Origin of the sequence: Photobacterium profundum (assembly GCF_003026285.1) — a bacterium.
Taxonomy (GTDB): domain Bacteria; phylum Pseudomonadota; class Gammaproteobacteria; order Enterobacterales; family Vibrionaceae; genus Photobacterium; species Photobacterium profundum.
In genome coordinates this window covers 22,404-39,467 of sequence record NZ_PYOD01000007.1, presented here as the reverse complement: position 1 = coordinate 39,467, position 17,064 = coordinate 22,404, and the positions used below count along the sequence as shown (strand labels likewise).

At 44.1% G+C, this 17,064-nt stretch carries 13 protein-coding genes; 9 read left to right on the top strand and 4 right to left on the bottom strand.

Going from position 1 to position 17,064, the window contains the following annotated elements; all coding sequences use genetic code 11:
* Nucleotides 1–228 precede the first annotated feature (228 nt).
* The 7 genes from gltB to C9J48_RS16980 all read left to right on the top strand — a co-directional run bounded on the left by gltB (nucleotide 229) and on the right by C9J48_RS16980 (nucleotide 10,095).
* Nucleotides 229–4,692: a glutamate synthase large subunit gene (gene gltB, locus C9J48_RS17010; RefSeq protein ID WP_006230617.1), complete on the top strand. Its 4,464-nt coding sequence runs from the start codon at nucleotides 229–231 to the stop codon at nucleotides 4,690–4,692.
* Nucleotides 4,693–4,707: 15 nt separating this feature from the next.
* The gene (locus C9J48_RS17005) at nucleotides 4,708–6,120 is read left to right on the top strand and encodes a glutamate synthase small subunit GltD family protein (protein ID WP_006230616.1); all 1,413 of its coding nucleotides are present in this window, start codon (nucleotides 4,708–4,710) and stop codon (nucleotides 6,118–6,120) included.
* 184 nt (nucleotides 6,121–6,304) lie between these two features.
* Nucleotides 6,305–7,003 carry a 5'-methylthioadenosine/S-adenosylhomocysteine nucleosidase gene (gene mtnN / locus C9J48_RS17000; protein WP_006230615.1) on the top strand — a complete coding sequence of 233 codons (699 nt, stop codon included), beginning with the start codon at nucleotides 6,305–6,307 and terminating at the stop codon, nucleotides 7,001–7,003.
* Complete coding sequence (locus C9J48_RS16995; protein WP_006230614.1) at nucleotides 7,003–7,959, top strand: cobalamin biosynthesis family protein; 957 nt, start codon at nucleotides 7,003–7,005, stop codon at nucleotides 7,957–7,959. The genes mtnN and C9J48_RS16995 overlap by 1 nt, the downstream gene beginning before the upstream one ends.
* Nucleotides 7,960–8,784, top strand: a complete 825-nt coding sequence (btuF, locus tag C9J48_RS16990) for a vitamin B12 ABC transporter substrate-binding protein BtuF (protein ID WP_006230613.1) — start codon at nucleotides 7,960–7,962, stop codon at nucleotides 8,782–8,784.
* 121 nt (nucleotides 8,785–8,905) lie between these two features.
* Nucleotides 8,906–9,517, top strand: a complete 612-nt coding sequence (locus C9J48_RS16985; RefSeq protein ID WP_006230612.1) for a trimeric intracellular cation channel family protein — start codon at nucleotides 8,906–8,908, stop codon at nucleotides 9,515–9,517.
* 161 nt (nucleotides 9,518–9,678) lie between these two features.
* Nucleotides 9,679–10,095 (top strand): VOC family protein, encoded by a 417-nt coding sequence (locus C9J48_RS16980; RefSeq protein WP_006230611.1) that lies wholly within the window; start codon nucleotides 9,679–9,681, stop codon nucleotides 10,093–10,095.
* Nucleotides 10,096–10,200: 105 nt separating this feature from the next.
* Here the strand turns inward: C9J48_RS16980 and C9J48_RS16975 are convergent, their stop codons facing one another.
* A complete protein-coding gene (locus C9J48_RS16975) occupies nucleotides 10,201–10,815 on the bottom strand; it encodes a DedA family protein (protein WP_006230610.1) in 615 nt (204 codons plus the stop codon).
* A gap of 124 nt (nucleotides 10,816–10,939) precedes the next feature.
* Nucleotides 10,940–12,127, bottom strand: a complete 1,188-nt coding sequence (gene tyrS / locus C9J48_RS16970) for a tyrosine--tRNA ligase (protein ID WP_006230609.1) — start codon at nucleotides 12,125–12,127, stop codon at nucleotides 10,940–10,942.
* 126 nt (nucleotides 12,128–12,253) lie between these two features.
* On the opposite strand from tyrS, the gene shyC reads away from it, so the two are divergent.
* A complete protein-coding gene (shyC, locus tag C9J48_RS16965) occupies nucleotides 12,254–13,579 on the top strand; it encodes a peptidoglycan DD-endopeptidase ShyC (protein ID WP_036803250.1) in 1,326 nt (441 codons plus the stop codon).
* 108 nt (nucleotides 13,580–13,687) lie between these two features.
* Here shyC and erpA read toward each other — a convergent pair whose 3' ends face one another.
* Together erpA and clcA are read right to left on the bottom strand one after the other, a co-directional pair.
* Nucleotides 13,688–14,029 carry an iron-sulfur cluster insertion protein ErpA gene (erpA, locus tag C9J48_RS16960; RefSeq protein WP_006230607.1) on the bottom strand — a complete coding sequence of 114 codons (342 nt, stop codon included), beginning with the start codon at nucleotides 14,027–14,029 and terminating at the stop codon, nucleotides 13,688–13,690.
* Nucleotides 14,030–14,089: 60 nt separating this feature from the next.
* Nucleotides 14,090–15,493, bottom strand: coding sequence for a H(+)/Cl(-) exchange transporter ClcA (gene clcA / locus C9J48_RS16955; protein ID WP_006230606.1), 1,404 nt, complete (start codon nucleotides 15,491–15,493; stop codon nucleotides 14,090–14,092).
* A gap of 240 nt (nucleotides 15,494–15,733) precedes the next feature.
* Between clcA and hemL the strand changes: the two genes are divergently transcribed.
* Nucleotides 15,734–17,032, top strand: a complete 1,299-nt coding sequence (hemL, locus tag C9J48_RS16950) for a glutamate-1-semialdehyde 2,1-aminomutase (protein WP_006230605.1) — start codon at nucleotides 15,734–15,736, stop codon at nucleotides 17,030–17,032.
* Nucleotides 17,033–17,064: the final 32 nt, after the last annotated feature.

Genomic DNA, 17,064 nt, shown 5'->3' with positions numbered 1-17,064 from the left:
GTAATAACAAGTCCATTTTTTGATTTTCAAATGAAAAAATTGAAAACCAGACACTTATAAGAAATATATATTGTGGCAGCACTCAAATGTGACCCGTAACGATTATTTGACCTTTTTGCAATTTATCGTTAACTTGAAATGTCGCAATAAGCAGAAAAGACGATCAGGAAGATTGTCATACTTATGCAGTCACACTGTTTAAATGAGCAGAAGCAAGGGAGAGTTGCAATGACACTGTATGACCCAGCGCTGGAAAAAGATAACTGTGGTTTTGGTTTAATCGCCCATATTGAAGGTGATACTAGTCACAAGCTAGTGCGTACCGCCATATCGGCATTGGATCGTATGACCCACCGAGGTGGCATTGCTGCCGACGGGAAAACCGGTGATGGTTGTGGGCTATTAATGAAAAAGCCCGAGAGCTTCTATCGTATTATCGCCGGAGAAAAAGACTGGAAACTCGCCCGAGAGTTTGCCATTGGCATGCTATTTCTAAGTCAGGATCCAGTTAGAGCCGAGCAAGCCCGCGCAATTATCAATGATGAGCTATCAAAAGAAACATTGTCTGTTGCAGGTTGGCGCACCGTTCCTATCAATGATCAGGTTCTCGGCCCTATTGCGAAAGAATCATTACCCAATATCGAGCAGGTCTTCATTAATGCACCTGCTGGCTGGAAGCCCCGCGACATAGATCGTCGCCTTTATATTGCTCGTCGCCGCATTGAAAAGCGTATTTCCGACGATCCTGACTTTTATATCTGTAGCCTCTCTAGCCAGGTCACGGTTTACAAAGGCTTGTGTATGCCAGCAGATTTACCGCGATTTTATACTGATCTTGGTGATCTCCGTTTAGAGTCTTCTATTTGCTTATTCCACCAACGTTTCTCGACCAATACCCAACCACGCTGGCCATTGGCACAACCCTTCCGATATTTAGCCCACAACGGTGAAATTAATACCATTGCGGGTAATCGCCAATGGGCGCGTGCGCGTGCTTATAAATTTGCTTCGCCATTATTGCCAGATCTTCAAACTGCCGCCCCCTTTATCAATGAAACAGGCTCAGATTCATCTAGCTTAGATAACATGCTAGAACTGTTTTTGGCCGGGGGCCTCGACCTATTCCGTGCAATGCGCATGTTAGTGCCACCAGCGTGGCAAAATCATCCTGATATGGATCCTGAACTTCGCGCTTTCTATGATTTTAACTCCATGCACATGGAACCATGGGATGGCCCGGCAGGTATCGTGATGTCTGATGGGCGCTATGCCGCCTGTAATCTTGACCGAAATGGTCTACGACCGGCACGTTATGTGATCACAAAAGACAAATTGATAACCCTTGCATCTGAGGTCGGTATTTGGGATTACGCTCCCGATGAAGTCTCTGAAAAAGGCCGTGTTGGCCCTGGTGAACTGCTCGTTATCGACACCAAATTCGGTAAAATCTGGCACTCTAGCGACATAGACAACGAACTTATGGGGCGACACCCTTATAAAGAGTGGATGGACAGCCACGTTAAACGGTTAATCCCTTTTACTGAGCTGGGTGACGATCAAGTCGGCAGTCGCTCCTTGGATGACAACGAACTCAATACTTATCAGAAACTATTTGGTGTCAGTCACGAAGAGTTAGATCAGGTATTACGTGTTGTTGGTGAAAACGGTCAAGAAGCGACAGGCTCAATGGGTGATGATGCCCCTATGGCAGTATTGTCATCAAAAGAGCGCGCCATTACCGACTACTTCCGCCAAATGTTTGCTCAGGTGACTAATCCACCGATAGATCCACTGCGTGAAAAGCACGTTATGTCACTCGCTACCTGTATTGGTCGTGAAATGAATGTGTTCTGTGAAACCGATGGCCACGCTTATCGAGTTGCCTTTAATTCACCGATATTACTATATTCAGATCTAGTACAACTATTAGAGCTCGATAGCCAATATTACCGTAATAGCATTATCGATATTAACTACGATTCGAGTGAAAAAGATCTCAAACAAGCGATCAACGATTTATGCGATCAAGCTGAACGTCTCGTTCGCAGTGGTACAGTATTGATCGTATTATCGGATCGTGGGATAGATAAAAATAAATTACCGATCCCTGCGGCAATGGCCGTCGGTGCCGTGCAAAATCGCCTCGTGAAAACGAATTTGCGCTGCGATGCCAATGTGGTTATCGAAACCGCAACCGCGCGCGACCCACACCAATTTGCAGTACTCATTGGCTTTGGTGCCACCGCAGTTTATCCGTATCTTGCCTATGAATCGCTGGGGAAGCTGATCGATAATGGGGCAATCTCTAAACCATATCGTGATGTGATGGTAAATTTCCGCGATGGCATGAATAAAGGTCTGTACAAGATCATGTCAAAAATGGGGATCTCCACCGTTGCCTCATACCGTTGTTCACAACTCTTTGAAGCGATAGGTCTGCATGAAGACGTCATCGAACAGTGCTTTAGCGGGGTCTCAAGCCGAATTTCTGGCGCTAACTTTGATGATTTCCAACAAGACTTATTTAACTTATCACGCAAAGCATGGCTAAAACGCAAACCGATAGAACATGGCGGCTTGCTAAAATACGTTCACGGTGGTGAATTCCATGCCTACAACCCCGATGTGGTTGGCACCCTGCAACAGGCTGTAAAGTCAGGTAATTACAACGATTACTTGTCGTTTGCCAATATCGTTAATGAACGTCCAGTCGCGGCTATTCGTGACTTGTTAGCATTAAAGAAATCGGATAACCCGACAACACTAGAACAAGTCGAAGCCGCCTCTGAACTCTATCAGCGCTTCGATTCCGCCGCGATGTCTATTGGCGCACTCAGCCCCGAAGCCCATGAAGCACTCGCGATTGCGATGAACCGTTTGGGGGGTTACTCAAACTCAGGTGAAGGCGGCGAAGATCCACGTCGTTTTGGCACCGAGCGAAACTCACGTATTAAGCAAGTGGCTTCAGGACGATTTGGGGTCACACCGCATTACCTAGTCAATGCCGATGTTATTCAGATCAAAGTGGCACAAGGTGCTAAACCCGGAGAAGGAGGCCAGCTGCCAGGTCACAAAGTCACCACTGAGATTGCCAAACTGCGCTTTGCCGTTCCCGGGGTTACATTAATATCACCGCCACCTCATCACGATATTTATTCGATTGAAGATTTAGCCCAATTGATCTTTGATTTAAAAGAAGTGAACCCTAAAGCCATGGTGTCAGTCAAGCTGGTTTCAGAACCAGGTGTCGGCACGATTGCGACAGGTGTCGCTAAAGCCTACGCTGATTTAATCACCATTTCAGGTTACGACGGCGGAACCGGTGCGAGCCCACTCACCTCTGTAAAATATGCAGGCAGCCCATGGGAACTGGGGTTAGCAGAAACTCAGCAAGCATTAGTAGCCAACGGATTACGGCATAAAATCCGCTTACAAGTCGATGGCGGTTTGAAAACCGGTCTCGATGTGGTGAAAGCGGCAATTCTAGGTGCTGAAAGCTTTGGTTTTGGTACCGCCCCAATGGTGGCGTTAGGCTGTAAATACCTGCGTATTTGCCACCTAAATAATTGTGCAACAGGGGTCGCAACCCAAGATGAAAAACTGCGCCGTGATTTCTTCAAAGGTTTACCAGAACAAGTCATGAACTACTTCATCGGCTTAGGTCAGGAAGTCCGTGAATTATTAGCTCAGTTAGGGGTAAAACAGCTCACCGATCTGATTGGTCGTACTGATCTGCTCGCAGTCATTAACGGCCATACCGCGAAACAAAACAAACTTGATTTAAGCAGTCTACTACATGCGCCTACACCAATCGCAGGCAAAACAGTGTATTGCAGCGAACCTAATACCCCGTTTGATACCGCTCAATTAAGTAACACATTAATTGAAGAAGCCTTACCAGCCATAGAAAGCCGAAGCGGTGCCGATTTGTATCACGATATCCGTAATACTGACCGCTCGATTGGTGCCCGTTTATCCGGTGAAATTGCACTGCGTTACGGTAACCAAGGCATGGCAGGTCAACCCATAAACCTTTACTTAAATGGCACTGCTGGTCAGTCATTTGGAGTATGGAATGCGGGCGGACTAAACCTCAACTTAACGGGCGATGCTAACGACTACGTGGGTAAAGGAATGACCGGCGGTAAGATTGCGATCAGACCACCAATCGGCTCCGCATTTAAATCACATGAAGCCACAATCATTGGAAATACCTGTTTATATGGTGCAACAGGCGGAAAGTTATTTGCTGCAGGTACGGCAGGTGAACGCTTCGGTGTGCGTAACTCAGGTACGATTGCCGTGGTGGAAGGTGCGGGGGATAACGCATGCGAATACATGACTGGGGGGATTATTGCCATTTTAGGTAAAACTGGAGTCAACTTCGGCGCAGGCATGACCGGTGGCTTTGCTTATATTCTTGATGAAGATGGTGATTTCGCAGGACGCGTAAACCCTGAACTCATTGAAACACTGCAGTTAAATGGCCTTCAAATCCACCAAGAGCATTTACGCGGTCTGATTGATCGCCACCTTGAAGAAACAGGATCAAGCCGAGCTCAAGAAATTCTGGCCGACTTCGACCAATGGATTCCAAAGTTCTATTTAGCGAAACCCAAATCGGCAGATGTGAATACCCTTCTGGGTCACCAAAGCCGCTCAGCTGCAGAGCTGCGTGTACAAGCACAATAAAGGAGGGGAAAACTAATGAGCCAGAACGTATACCAATTCATTGATGTCGCGCGTGTTGATCCTGCAAAAAAACCGCTTAACATCCGTAAGATTGAGTTCGTTGAAATCTACGAGCCCTTTACACAACAGCAAGCTGGCGCTCAAGCTGATCGCTGCCTTGACTGTGGTAACCCATATTGTGAATGGAAATGCCCAGTACATAACTACATTCCACAGTGGTTAAAATTAGCCAATGAAGGGCGCATATTAGAAGCGGCAGAACTCGCCCACCAAACCAATACGCTACCTGAAGTCTGTGGTCGAGTGTGCCCACAAGATCGTTTATGTGAAGGGTCTTGTACGCTTAATGAGGACTTTGGCGCCGTCGCTATTGGTAACGTTGAAAAATACATTACCGATAAAGCGTTTGAAATGGGCTGGAAACCCGACATGTCGCATGTTGAATGGACAGATAAAAAAGTGGCGATTATTGGTGCCGGTCCAGCAGGGTTATCTTGCGCTGATATCTTAGTACGCAACGGCGTAAAACCTGTGGTATTTGATCGCTACCCTGAAATTGGTGGTCTACTGACATTTGGCATCCCCTCTTTCAAATTAGAGAAAGAGGTGATGGTTAACCGTCGTAAAATATTCACTGAAATGGGCGTTGAATTCCAACTCAATACCGAGATCGGAAAAGACATTCAGATGAATGACTTACTCAAAGACTATGATGCTGTTTTCCTTGGGGTCGGAACGTATAAAAACATGCGCGCAGGGCTAGAAAACGAAAATGCAGCTGGTGTTTACGATGCCCTGCCATTTCTCGTATCAAATACCTATAAAGTGATGAACCTAAACACTGACATTGATTTTACTGACATGAAAGGAAAACGCGTTGTTGTATTAGGGGGGGGGGATACCGCGATGGACTGTGTACGCACCTCTATTCGTCAAAATGCCAAAAATGTAATTTGTGCTTACCGCCGTGACGCAGCCAATATGCCGGGTTCAAGACGTGAAGTAAAAAATGCACGTGAAGAAGGCGTGAAATTCATGTTTAACCTACAACCATTAAGTATAAAAATTAATGACCAAGGCCAAGCAACTGGGGTGAATGTCGTTAAAACAAAGCTCGGTGAACCAGACGAAGCAGGACGTCGTCACCCTGAATTGATTGAAGGCAGTGAACATTTACTTGAAGCCGATGCCGTTATTATGGCCTTTGGTTTTCAACCTCACGCCATGCCATGGTTAGAAAAATACGCTGTCGACATTGACCAAAATGGGCGTATTAAAGCACCAGAAACTGCTACCTTCCCATTCCAAACCTCTAACGAGAGAATTTTTGCTGGCGGCGATGCCGTACGGGGTTCAGATCTCGTCGTCACTGCAATTAATGAAGGGCGTTTAGCAGCTCAAGGTATTCTTGATTACCTTGAGGTGTAACACTTAACATCCGACAAATACACAATACAACGAGAGTGTTGATGGGCTAACTTATCAAATTAGCCCCATCAGCTCTCGTTTTTTCATACTTCAACCTTTCTCACAGCGTGGTACAATTGCGTCAATAATTACACTTCTGGTTGCGACTCTCGCAGCAAGTATTGACTAACAAGAGAACAAATCCATGAAAATTGGCATTATTGGCGCGATGGAGCAAGAAGTTACCATCCTTAAAGAGCAACTTACTGACTGCGAAACTCACCACAAAGCAGGTTGTACTTTTTATACGGGTAACCTGAATGGCGCAGATGTTGTCTTGTTACAATCTGGGATTGGTAAAGTAGCAGCAGCTGTGGGTACCGCTGTTTTACTGGAAGTATTCCAACCAGACGTTGTCTTAAACACAGGTTCTGCGGGTGGTTTTGATTCAAGCCTAACACTTGGTGATGTGATTATTTCAACAGAAGTACGTTACCACGATGCTGATGTAACAGCGTTTGGCTATGAAATTGGTCAAATGGCACAGCAACCAGCAGCTTTCATTTCTGATGAAAAGTTGATACTGACTGCAGAGCAAGCACTAGCCTCAATGGCTGACATGCATGCCGTTCGCGGTCTAATTTGTACAGGTGATGCATTCGTATGTACACCTGAAAAACAAGCGTTCATTCGTGATAACTTCCCAACAGTTATTGCAGTGGAAATGGAAGCGGCTGCAATCGCTCAAGCTTGTCATCAATTTAATGTACCGTTTGTTGTTGTTCGTGCAATTTCAGATGTCGCAGATAAAGAATCACCAATGAGCTTTGAAGAGTTCTTACCATTAGCAGCACAAAGCTCGTCAGTAATGGTTGCAAAAATGGTTGAGATTCTTAATCAGTAATGACAAATAGCTGGTCTATTTTGCTCGATAACGCCTCCCTACTCGCATTGTGGGGAGCGTTAGTCATACATTGGTTTTTCCCAATACCAACCGCTGTGCATCCCATCCATATTTGCCAACGTTTCGCGATTCTACTGGCCGATAAAGTCAACAATCCTAACGATAACCACAAACAACGTTTATTCTCAGGGACGTTAACTTGGGCACTTATTTGGGGCACGCTGTTAATTTTATTAATTGCACTTTATCAACTTGTTTGGGTAGATATTCTGTTTCAACTCACCTTATTATGGGTTGCACTAGATTGGCGTAATACCGCGAAACTCAGTCAGCATTTCATTAGTGCTTATGCCAAAGAAGACAAAGTACGCTGCCGTCAATTACTGGAATATCCCCTTAATCGTAACACCCAAAATCTCTCTTTATTAGGTTTAGGAAAAGCAGGAGCAGAAACACAGCTTCTGAGTTACGGACGCTTAGTGGCTGGCGTTTTATTCTGGTATGCCATTGCCGGAGGAATTGGTGCCATCATGTATCGCGTTGCGATTTGCCTTGCCCGAGCATGGTCACCATCGCGTCATCAATACAATATATTCGGATTACCTGCAGTACGTATTCTCGCGATGCTAGATATTATTCCACTGCGCATACTGGCATTACTCATTACTGTCGGTAACAACAGCAAAGCCGCACTCCAAGGTTTAATAAAGCAGGGAGAACACTGGTTTCTGCCCGGCCCCGGCTGGCTACTGAGTGCGACAGGACATAAATTATCACTGTCTTTAGGTGGGCCTGCTATTTACGATAATAAGAAAATGGTACGCCCCCAAATTGGAGGCAAAATCGCACCTGCAGCCTTTCATTTAGCGCAAATACAACAAATGATGACGCACCGTCTACTTGCTTGGGTCATAATTGAAAGCGCATTACTGTTTATTTTTCAAGGAAGTTTCTAAGTGCGCTTTATTTATCTGTTTATTGCCCTATTTTCATCGTTCAGTATTGCCCAACAACCAGCCTTACGTGTCATTAGCCTTTCTCCTCATACTACCGAACTTGCTTATGCTTCAGGACTTGGTGACGCTTTAATTGCTGCCAGTGATTACAGTGATTACCCAGAAGCCGCACAAAAATTGGAACGAGTTGCTAACTATCGTGGTGTAAAGTTAGAACGCATTGTTGCATTACAACCCGACCTGATATTGGCATGGAAAGGTGGTAATCCCCCACGTGAAATGGCTAAGTTAGAACAATTGGGGTTGAATGTTTTTTATTCGAACCCTGTCGAACTGGAAGATATTGCGACAACCATCGAGCAACTTGGTCAGTATTCACCAGAGCCGACACAAGCAACACAAACTGCGAATCAATTTCGCCAAAAAATTAATGCCTTTAAAACCCGCAATGAAAATCAACGTACAGTAAGTTTCTTCTACCAGTTAAGTGATTCCCCTATCATTACCATTGCCGATGGTAGTTGGCCAAGCCAAGTATTCTCATTATGCGGAGGCCGAAATATTTTTGGGGATAGTCCAGCCGCCTATCCTCAAGTTTCAGAAGAGCAAGTTGTTGTTCGACAACCAGAAGTTATCTTCGGAACACCTCATGCAGATACTAAAACCAGCATTTGGCATAACTGGCAAGGTAAGTTGCCAGCCGTTGATAATCATCATGTTTTTACATTACAAGCTGATTGGCTAAATCGCCCTACACCACGTACGATTAATGCGATAAAACAAGTCTGCGGTCTATTCGATCAAGTCAGGGATGGCACTCTGTAACAGAGTCTCAACAATCAATGTGAATGAGCTCACAAAGCCGTGATATCAAGTTGAGCAAGCTTAATTTCCTCGTACAATCTCAGTCCGCTCTCAATGGTCTTTCTATTTAACAGGGACAAGCATGCTTATATATATTCTCGATATGTTCGGCACTGCCGTTTTTGCCGCATCGGGTGTGTTACTGGCGGGTCGATTAAGGATGGATCCGTTTGGGGTCGTTGTACTTGCCAGTGTGACAGCTATTGGCGGTGGTACGATTCGTGATATGGCGTTAGGCGCCACTCCAGTATTTTGGATTACTGATACTAACTACTTATGGGTCATCTTCTTTACCTGTCTTATAAGTATGATCGCCGTACGACGTCCGCAGCGTATGCCATGGTATTTTTTACCTGTTGCCGATGCCATAGGTCTAGCGGTCTTTGTTGCTATCGGGGTAGAGAAAGCCCTTCGTTTCGGCGCATCCCCCATGGTAGCGGTGATCATGGGAGTTATTACAGGCTGTGGTGGTGGTGTAATTCGAGATGTATTAGCCAGAGAAATTCCGATGGTATTACGAACTGAGGTGTATGCTACTGCATGTATTCTTGGTGGAATGATTCACACCATTGGCTTGAGTGTGGATATTGACCCTACAATAGCAACTCTTGCTGGTGTGGTCGCAACACTTTCGATTCGTCTTGCAGCTATTCGTTGGCACCTTTCTTTACCAGCTTTGACCCTAAAAAGTTAATGCTACTGGTAAGTATATTTATTACAACATCTTGCATAAAACCGCCACTCAAGGCGGTTTTTTTGTATCCAATAACAATAAATAAACCAAAAACTTTACATATCAAAATGGCAAACTACTATATAAACAAATAACCTTATAAACAGAAAAGGAAGCACACAATGTCAGCCTATGTAGAGCATGCCAATATCACGATCAAGCAATTGGAAAACACCGTCCACTTCCTCCAAACCGCTATCCCTGAATTTGAGATTAGAAAACAAGGACAAGGCGAGCATTATCGTTGGTGTCATCTAGGTACAGAAAACAGCTATATAGCCCTTCAAGAAGTGGTTGAACGCGAAGAGAGCGACAGAACGCCCTACCTTGATATTGGCATTAATCATATTGGGATCGTCATTGATAATGTGGGTGAAACGAAAGCACGTTTAATCGACGCTGGTTATCAAGAAAATGAGCTTGGTGCCGACCATCCATGGCGTAAACGGATCTATTTCTTTGATAAAGATGGTATTGAATGGGAGTTCATTGAATATTTGTCAGACGATCCAGCGCAACGAAATGACTATAGTCTGTAAACTATTTACCTATAAAGACTTAATCTTTAAAGGCATAGTGAAAAGTCGTCAGGCTGAATATGTTCAAGGCGCATTACGCGCCTTTCGGTATCAGTGTTACTCGTCTCATAGGCCTAAACGGCGTTTTTTCAGCGAGCGGAGAATTAGCGCTAAAAGCACAATCACCACGGCGCTAACAACTGCCCAGCACAATGCTTGATAATTATGATAAAAAGCCAGAATATGTTCCATTTCATCATGTAGGTATGCCGGAGCTACCCCGAATACCATCAACCAAACGCTGATAGCCAGTAAATTACCAATCAAAAAATGTTTAACCGGCATTTGTGCAATACCACAGCCTAATGCCATGAATTGTTTGATCCCTTCAATAAATCGACTTATCAGTAAACCAAACGTACCATAACGCTCAATAAAAGCATGTAACTTTCCAAGCGTTCGAGGCTTTATCCATTGTTTGTTCACCAATACATGGCCAAACTTTCGACCAATCCAGAAACCACAACAATTCCCAATAAAGCCACTAAGACCAGCCACAAGTAAAATGCTAGACAACGACATTTTTCCTGACGCAGCCAGTAAACTTGCCACCACTAATAAAGATTGCCCAGGCGCAGGAATGCCGATGCCTTCAACCGCAATTGCGATGGCTAAAATCCAATAACCATATTGTTGAAGCAATGGTGTTAACTCAGTAATAATATGTTCTAGCGATGTCATAACAAGCCATTAGAAAAAGGGATATCTCGATAGTAGTCTTCTCGGCGACAGAGAGGAATAAAAAAATTCAGCCAATAAAAAAGGCGCATCAAGCGCCCTTTTACATCACTGAAAATTAGCCATATTATTTTAGGGTAATACGGGCAAACTTACGCTTACCTACTTGGTATACAGCAGTACCAGCAGCAGGAATAAGCTTAGTATCTTCTATCTTGTTACCATCAATCTTTGCAGCACCCTGACGGATCATACGCATTGCATCAGATGTTGAATTAACAAGGCCAGCGTCTTTTAGCAAGTTGCTGATAGCAATACCAGCTTCAAATTCAAGCTCTGGCATTTCTTCTGGCATCGCACCTTTTTGGAAGCGATTAATAAACTCTTGCTCTGCAGCATCTGCATCAGCTGCAGAATGGAAACGAGCAATAATTTCTTTCGCTAGCAAAATTTTAACATCGCGAGGGTTTTTACCGTTCGCCATATCTTGCTTAAACTGCTCAATCTCTTCCAGTGGGCGGAACGACAAGCACTCAAAATAGTTCCACATTAGATCATCAGAGATCGACATGATTTTACCAAACATTTCTGTTGGTACTTCACTCACACCAATGTAGTTATGCGCTGACTTAGACATCTTCTTCACGCCATCAAGGCCGACAAGAAGAGGCATTGTTAGTACAACTTGAGGCTTTTGACCGTGTGACTTTTGCAGCTCACGTCCCATTAATAGGTTAAATTTCTGATCCGTACCGCCAAGCTCTACATCTGTTTCCATTGCAACAGAATCATACCCTTGTAGTAATGGGTACATGAATTCATGAATCGCAATAGGGCGACCGCCGTTATAACGCTTTTTAAAATCATCACGTTCTAACATACGAGCAACGGTTTGGTTAGAAGCAAGGCGAATCATACCTTCGGCACCTAGCTCTGATAACCACGTTGAGTTGAACTCAATTTTAGTTTTTGCAGGGTCAAGAATTTTGAACACTTGCTCTTTATACGTTTCAGCATTAGCCAAAACATCTTCACGTGTTAGTGGTGGACGAGTCGTGTTTTTACCCGTTGGATCACCAACCATACCAGTGAAGTCACCAATCAAGAAAGTAACGTCATGACCAAGCTCTTGGAAAGTACGTAGCTTATTAAGAATGACTGTGTGGCCCAAATGAATATCAGGCGCTGTTGGATCAGCACCTAGCTTGATTCGTAATGGACGGTTTTCTTTTAATTTAGCAATCAGCTCTTCTTCTGGAATTAGCTCATCAATACCGCGCTTAATTTCAGCTAAAGCTTGTTCAATGCTGGCCATTCTTGTTTGCTCCTACAGAATTGGCAAAAAAGTCATAATCAACCATCTTACTTGAATAGAGATGTTTTTTGAAACCAGTTAGACTAAGCGCTGTCTTATTTTTTCCTTTATATTAAAAAAATACCAATGCTAGTATCAAAACTTACTAAATTGCCAAGGATGCACCAAATTCTCATCGCTCTCATCAGTGCTGCTGTGATAGTGCTGATCCTGCTGCCTATGCCTAAGAAAGCAGATAAAATGGACCGTAAATTTGAAATTGGTAAAATATACCCACTTGAAATCAACCTTGAGCCCAATCAACTTCGTCCAGCTCAAGAAGATGACCGCCCTAATATCCCTGAATTAACATGGAAAAAGCACCAAGTTGCATCCGGTGAAAGTCTCGCTGTGGTCTTTAATAAGATAGGGTTAAGCTCAAGCACACTTCATCGTTTAATCAATGCTGATGAAGGTACAAAAGAGCTCACCGCATTACGTCCGGGTGATACATTTCAATTTGGTATCGATGAAAAAAATGAGCTAATTCAACTTATTCAACCCAAAAGTCCGACAGAAAAGCTCATCATTACCCGTGCTGGCGACACCTTTAAATCTAACATTGAAAAGAAAAAAGTAGATACTCAGCTTAATTTTGCTCAAGCCACCATTACCTCAAGCTTCTGGAACGCAGCAGATAGAGCCGGTTTAACCGCCAATCAAATCATGGAAATTGCGGGGATTTTCGGTTGGGATATCGACTTTGCATTAGATATTCGAGAAGGCGATACTTTCTCTGTTCTTTTTGAAGAGCGTTTTGTAGAAGGCGAGCAAATTGGCCGCGGGAATATTCTTGCTGCAACCTTCTCGAATTTAGGTCAAACCTTTACCGCTGTTCGTAGTGAAGATGGAAAATATTACGATCAAAATGGCAGTGCCATGCGTAAGGCTTTCTTACGCTCCCCGATTAATTTTCGTTATGTAAGCTCTAACTTCAACCCTAGAAGACTACACCCTGTAACCGGACGTGTACGAGCACACCGCGGAACTGACTATGTCGCACCAGTAGGCACGCCAATTTGGGCTGCGGGTGATGGCATCGTGATGAAATCAGCCTATAACAAGTTCAACGGCAACTATGTGTTCATTCGTCACAGCTCTACGTATATCACTAAATATCTTCACATGACCAAGCGTAGCGTGAAAACAGGGCAACGCGTCAAGCAAGGACAAACAGTGGGCACACTAGGGAGTACAGGGCGAGTAACTGGGGCGCATTTGCATTACGAATTCTTGGTAAACGGCACACATAAAAACCCACGAACTGTAAAGCTTCCGCAAGCTAATTCATTGAAAGGCAAAGAGAAGAGCGCTTTCAAAAAACATGCTAACGACAGACTTAGTCAGCTAGCACAATTTAGTCAGCTGATTGCAGACAATGGCCCTTTAGAGCAAGGGTCGCATAAAGGCTAAATATCGAAAGTTCTTTTCTACCCTTCTTTTTATCGATATAAAAAAGCCGTCATTCATAATGACGGCTTTTTTACACTGTTATCTCTTCTGAAGATAGTTAACCGTGGTTTAAACGCTGAATGACGCTCCACAACCACAGGTTGTTGTTGCGTTTGGGTTGTTTACAAAGAAACGAGAACCTTCCAGCCCTTCAGTGTAATCAACAACACCACCAACTAAATATTGCAGGCTCATTGGGTCAACCACCAGCGTTACACCACTGTTTTCAATCGTCATATCGCCATCATTTACTTTTTCATCAAAAGTAAAACCATACTGGAAACCACTACAACCACCACCAGTGATATATACGCGTAGTTTCAATTCTGGGTTCTCTTCTTCAGCAATAAGCGTTTTCACTTTGTTCGCAGCTACATCAGAAAAAGACAGCGGTACATTGGCGTCGCTCATTAAAGACCTCTCAAACACATGCGGTAATTAACATGATTATCTAATACCTGACTAACTTGTTCAAGTATTGCTCACTTCAGATGGCACTTCATTACGTAATTTTTCTTTTTTCATGGTTCTATGTAGCAATTGGGAATAGATAGGCTTTCCACCCAAGACCTGCGCCAACACTGTGGCACCAATTGTCGTGATGATTAAGGGTAAGATCAGGTGATAATTATTGGTCATTTCAATCACCAGTAAGATACCGGTTATGGGTGCACGTACCGTTGCTGCAAATAAAGCCCCCATTCCTGCAATAGCAAACATCCCCGGCTCGAGCCCTAATTCAGGGAAATACATCTGAACAATCGATCCAAAAAACGTCCCAAATAACGTCCCTAATGCCAGCATAGGCGCAAAAATACCGCCAGGGGCACCAGAGCCAAAACACAACAAGGTCGTGGCAACACGCGCTAAGAATAAAATGAATAACAAGCTAATACTGTATTTACCATTGGTTGCATCAGGAATCAGAGAAATCCCGCCGCCCGTTAATTCAGGAAGATAAAGCAGTAGCAAACCAAAAGTTCCCCCAAGCAAAGTACCGGTAATTAAATAGCGGCGACGTTCATTGCGGTGAATACGAATAAATAAATCTTGAGACAGGGTAATTAAGCGATTGAAAAGCACCCCAAATACACCAAAAAACATACCTAATAACAAAAACAGCCATAATGCTTTTAGCGTCGGAGCATCATATTGCGGCATGGTAATAACGGCGTGCTGCCCCTTAATGCTTCGAAACACGATATTGGCAACAACCGCAGAAATAGTGACACATTTAATCGAAATTAAGCTGTAACGAAACTGAGGGCGCATTTCCTCAACAACAAACATAATGCCAGCAAGTGGGGCATTAAAAGCAGCAGCAAGGCCTGCAGATGCACCCGAAGCTAAAAGTGCATGGCGACCTTCTTTATCTTTTAGACGAAAAATATCAGAGACCATTCGCCCAATATTTCCACCCATTTGAACCGTTGGCCCTTCTCGGCCTAAAACCATTCCTGAACCTAATGCACCTAAGCCACCAAAAAACTTAACCGGTAATACTCGCCACCAGCGCACGGGACGCATCTCATCCATCGCCCCTTCGATTTCAGGAATACCAGAACCTGCCGCTTCGGGTGCAAAACGGTTAACTAAGAAGTAGCCAATAAATGCTAGCGAAGCACTCACCACAAAAGCCGTTAACCATAGTGGTAATTCACTGGTAATTTCATGCACTAACCATTCGGTACGCTGCTCTGACACCCAGTGAACTCCGATTTCAAATAACGTTGCCAATAAACCCGCAATCATGCCAACCAATGCTGACAGAAAAAGAACCGATACAGGGGTTTTATCTCGAGATAAAAAACGCCGAACAAGACCACTCGGTTGTAGATGTTCAGGTGCAGGAGTGCCTTGCTTTTTATCAGTCATTATTCAGCCGTATAATTCTTTGAGAGGGTCACAGAGAGGAGTGATGAGTTTGGTAAGTGTTCATCGTAGTTGATAGACGCATTTTTTTACACTGTGATTGTTGGAAACTAGTTTTCCATCAGTGGTAAAGATAGTGTTATGTGACTAAGGTAGCGCAATAGAAACTCGCCAAGCGCCCTTTTTTTTCGGTACAATGCGACAAGTTCAAGCCTGAATCAATTTTGAAAATAGGACGTCACAATGAGCAAATCAGCTGATTTATTTGCTAAAGCACAAGAAATCATCCCCGGCGGTGTTAATTCACCCGTTCGAGCATTTGCCGGTGTTGGTGGTAGCCCGCTGTTCATCGAACGTGCTGATGGCGCATATATCTTTGATGCTGATGGTAAAGCGTACATCGACTACGTAGGTTCTTGGGGGCCGATGATCCTTGGCCATAACCACGTTGCTGTTCGTGATGCTGTAATCAAAGCTGCTCAACAAGGCCTTAGCTTCGGTGCTCCCACTGAAATGGAAATTACCATGGCTGAGCTAGTCTCTCAGCTTGTTCCGTCAATGGAACAAATTCGTATGGTGAGCTCAGGTACAGAAGCAACCATGAGTGCGATTCGTTTAGCGCGTGGGTTCACTAACCGTGACAAAATCATCAAATTCGAAGGTTGCTACCACGGCCACGCTGACTGCTTATTAGTTAAAGCTGGGTCTGGTGCATTAACACTGGGTCAGCCAAGCTCTCCGGGTGTACCTGCTGATTTTGCAAAGCATACACTAACATGTACGTACAATGATCTTGAGACTGTACGTGAAGCCTTTGCTGCGCACCCAGAGCAAATTGCCTGTATTATCGTAGAGCCAGTTGCCGGCAACATGAACTGCATTCCACCAGTTCCAGGTTTCCTTGAAGGTCTACGTACTATTTGTGATGAATTCGGCGCATTACTGATTCTGGATGAAGTAATGACAGGCTTCCGTGTTTCAGAAGGCGGAGCCCAGGGTTATTACAACATCAAGCCAGATCTAACGACACTGGGTAAAATCATCGGGGGCGGCATGCCAGTTGGTGCGTTTGGTGGACGTAAAGACGTGATGCAATATGTCGCGCCTACCGGCCCTGTTTATCAGGCTGGTACACTATCAGGTAACCCTGTTGCAATGGCTGCTGGTTACGCATGTCTAAGCGTACTAACAGAAGAAGGTAATGAGAAGCGCCTAGCGAATACCACGAAGATTCTAGCTAATGGATTTAAAGCACTAGCAGATAAATATGATATTCCATTAGCTATTAATCAAGTTGGTGGCATGTTTGGCTTCTTCTTTACCGAGCAAGAAACCGTAACAAGCTATGCTGATGTTACTAAATGCGATATCGAACGCTTTAAGAGGTTCTTTAATCTGATGCTTGAAAACGGTATTTACCTTGCACCATCAGCATATGAAGCATGTTTTACCTCTCTAGCGCATCGCGATAAAGAAATTGAAGCAACGTTAAATGCTGCAGAGCGCGCATTTGCAACATTAGCAAAAGAAGCTAATGCATAAAGGCTCAGTTAAGCAAAATTGCATCATAATCA

What these genes read in the sequence shown, in the direction of transcription:
- C9J48_RS16985 (WP_006230612.1), top strand. Translation starts at nt 8,906, where the DNA reads ATGCTTATATATATTCTCGATATGTTCGGCACTGCCGTTTTTGCCGCA.
- erpA (WP_006230607.1), bottom strand. Translation starts at nt 14,029, where the DNA reads ATGAGCGACGCCAATGTACCGCTGTCTTTTTCTGATGTAGCTGCGAAC.
- gltB (WP_006230617.1), top strand. Translation starts at nt 229, where the DNA reads ATGACACTGTATGACCCAGCGCTGGAAAAAGATAACTGTGGTTTTGGT.
- C9J48_RS16995 (WP_006230614.1), top strand. Translation starts at nt 7,003, where the DNA reads ATGACAAATAGCTGGTCTATTTTGCTCGATAACGCCTCCCTACTCGCA.
- tyrS (WP_006230609.1), bottom strand. Translation starts at nt 12,127, where the DNA reads ATGGCCAGCATTGAACAAGCTTTAGCTGAAATTAAGCGCGGTATTGAT.
- hemL (WP_006230605.1), top strand. Translation starts at nt 15,734, where the DNA reads ATGAGCAAATCAGCTGATTTATTTGCTAAAGCACAAGAAATCATCCCC.
- C9J48_RS16975 (WP_006230610.1), bottom strand. Translation starts at nt 10,815, where the DNA reads ATGACATCGCTAGAACATATTATTACTGAGTTAACACCATTGCTTCAA.
- mtnN (WP_006230615.1), top strand. Translation starts at nt 6,305, where the DNA reads ATGAAAATTGGCATTATTGGCGCGATGGAGCAAGAAGTTACCATCCTT.
- clcA (WP_006230606.1), bottom strand. Translation starts at nt 15,493, where the DNA reads ATGACTGATAAAAAGCAAGGCACTCCTGCACCTGAACATCTACAACCG.
- C9J48_RS16980 (WP_006230611.1), top strand. Translation starts at nt 9,679, where the DNA reads ATGTCAGCCTATGTAGAGCATGCCAATATCACGATCAAGCAATTGGAA.
- shyC (WP_036803250.1), top strand. Translation starts at nt 12,254, where the DNA reads ATGCTAGTATCAAAACTTACTAAATTGCCAAGGATGCACCAAATTCTC.
- C9J48_RS17005 (WP_006230616.1), top strand. Translation starts at nt 4,708, where the DNA reads ATGAGCCAGAACGTATACCAATTCATTGATGTCGCGCGTGTTGATCCT.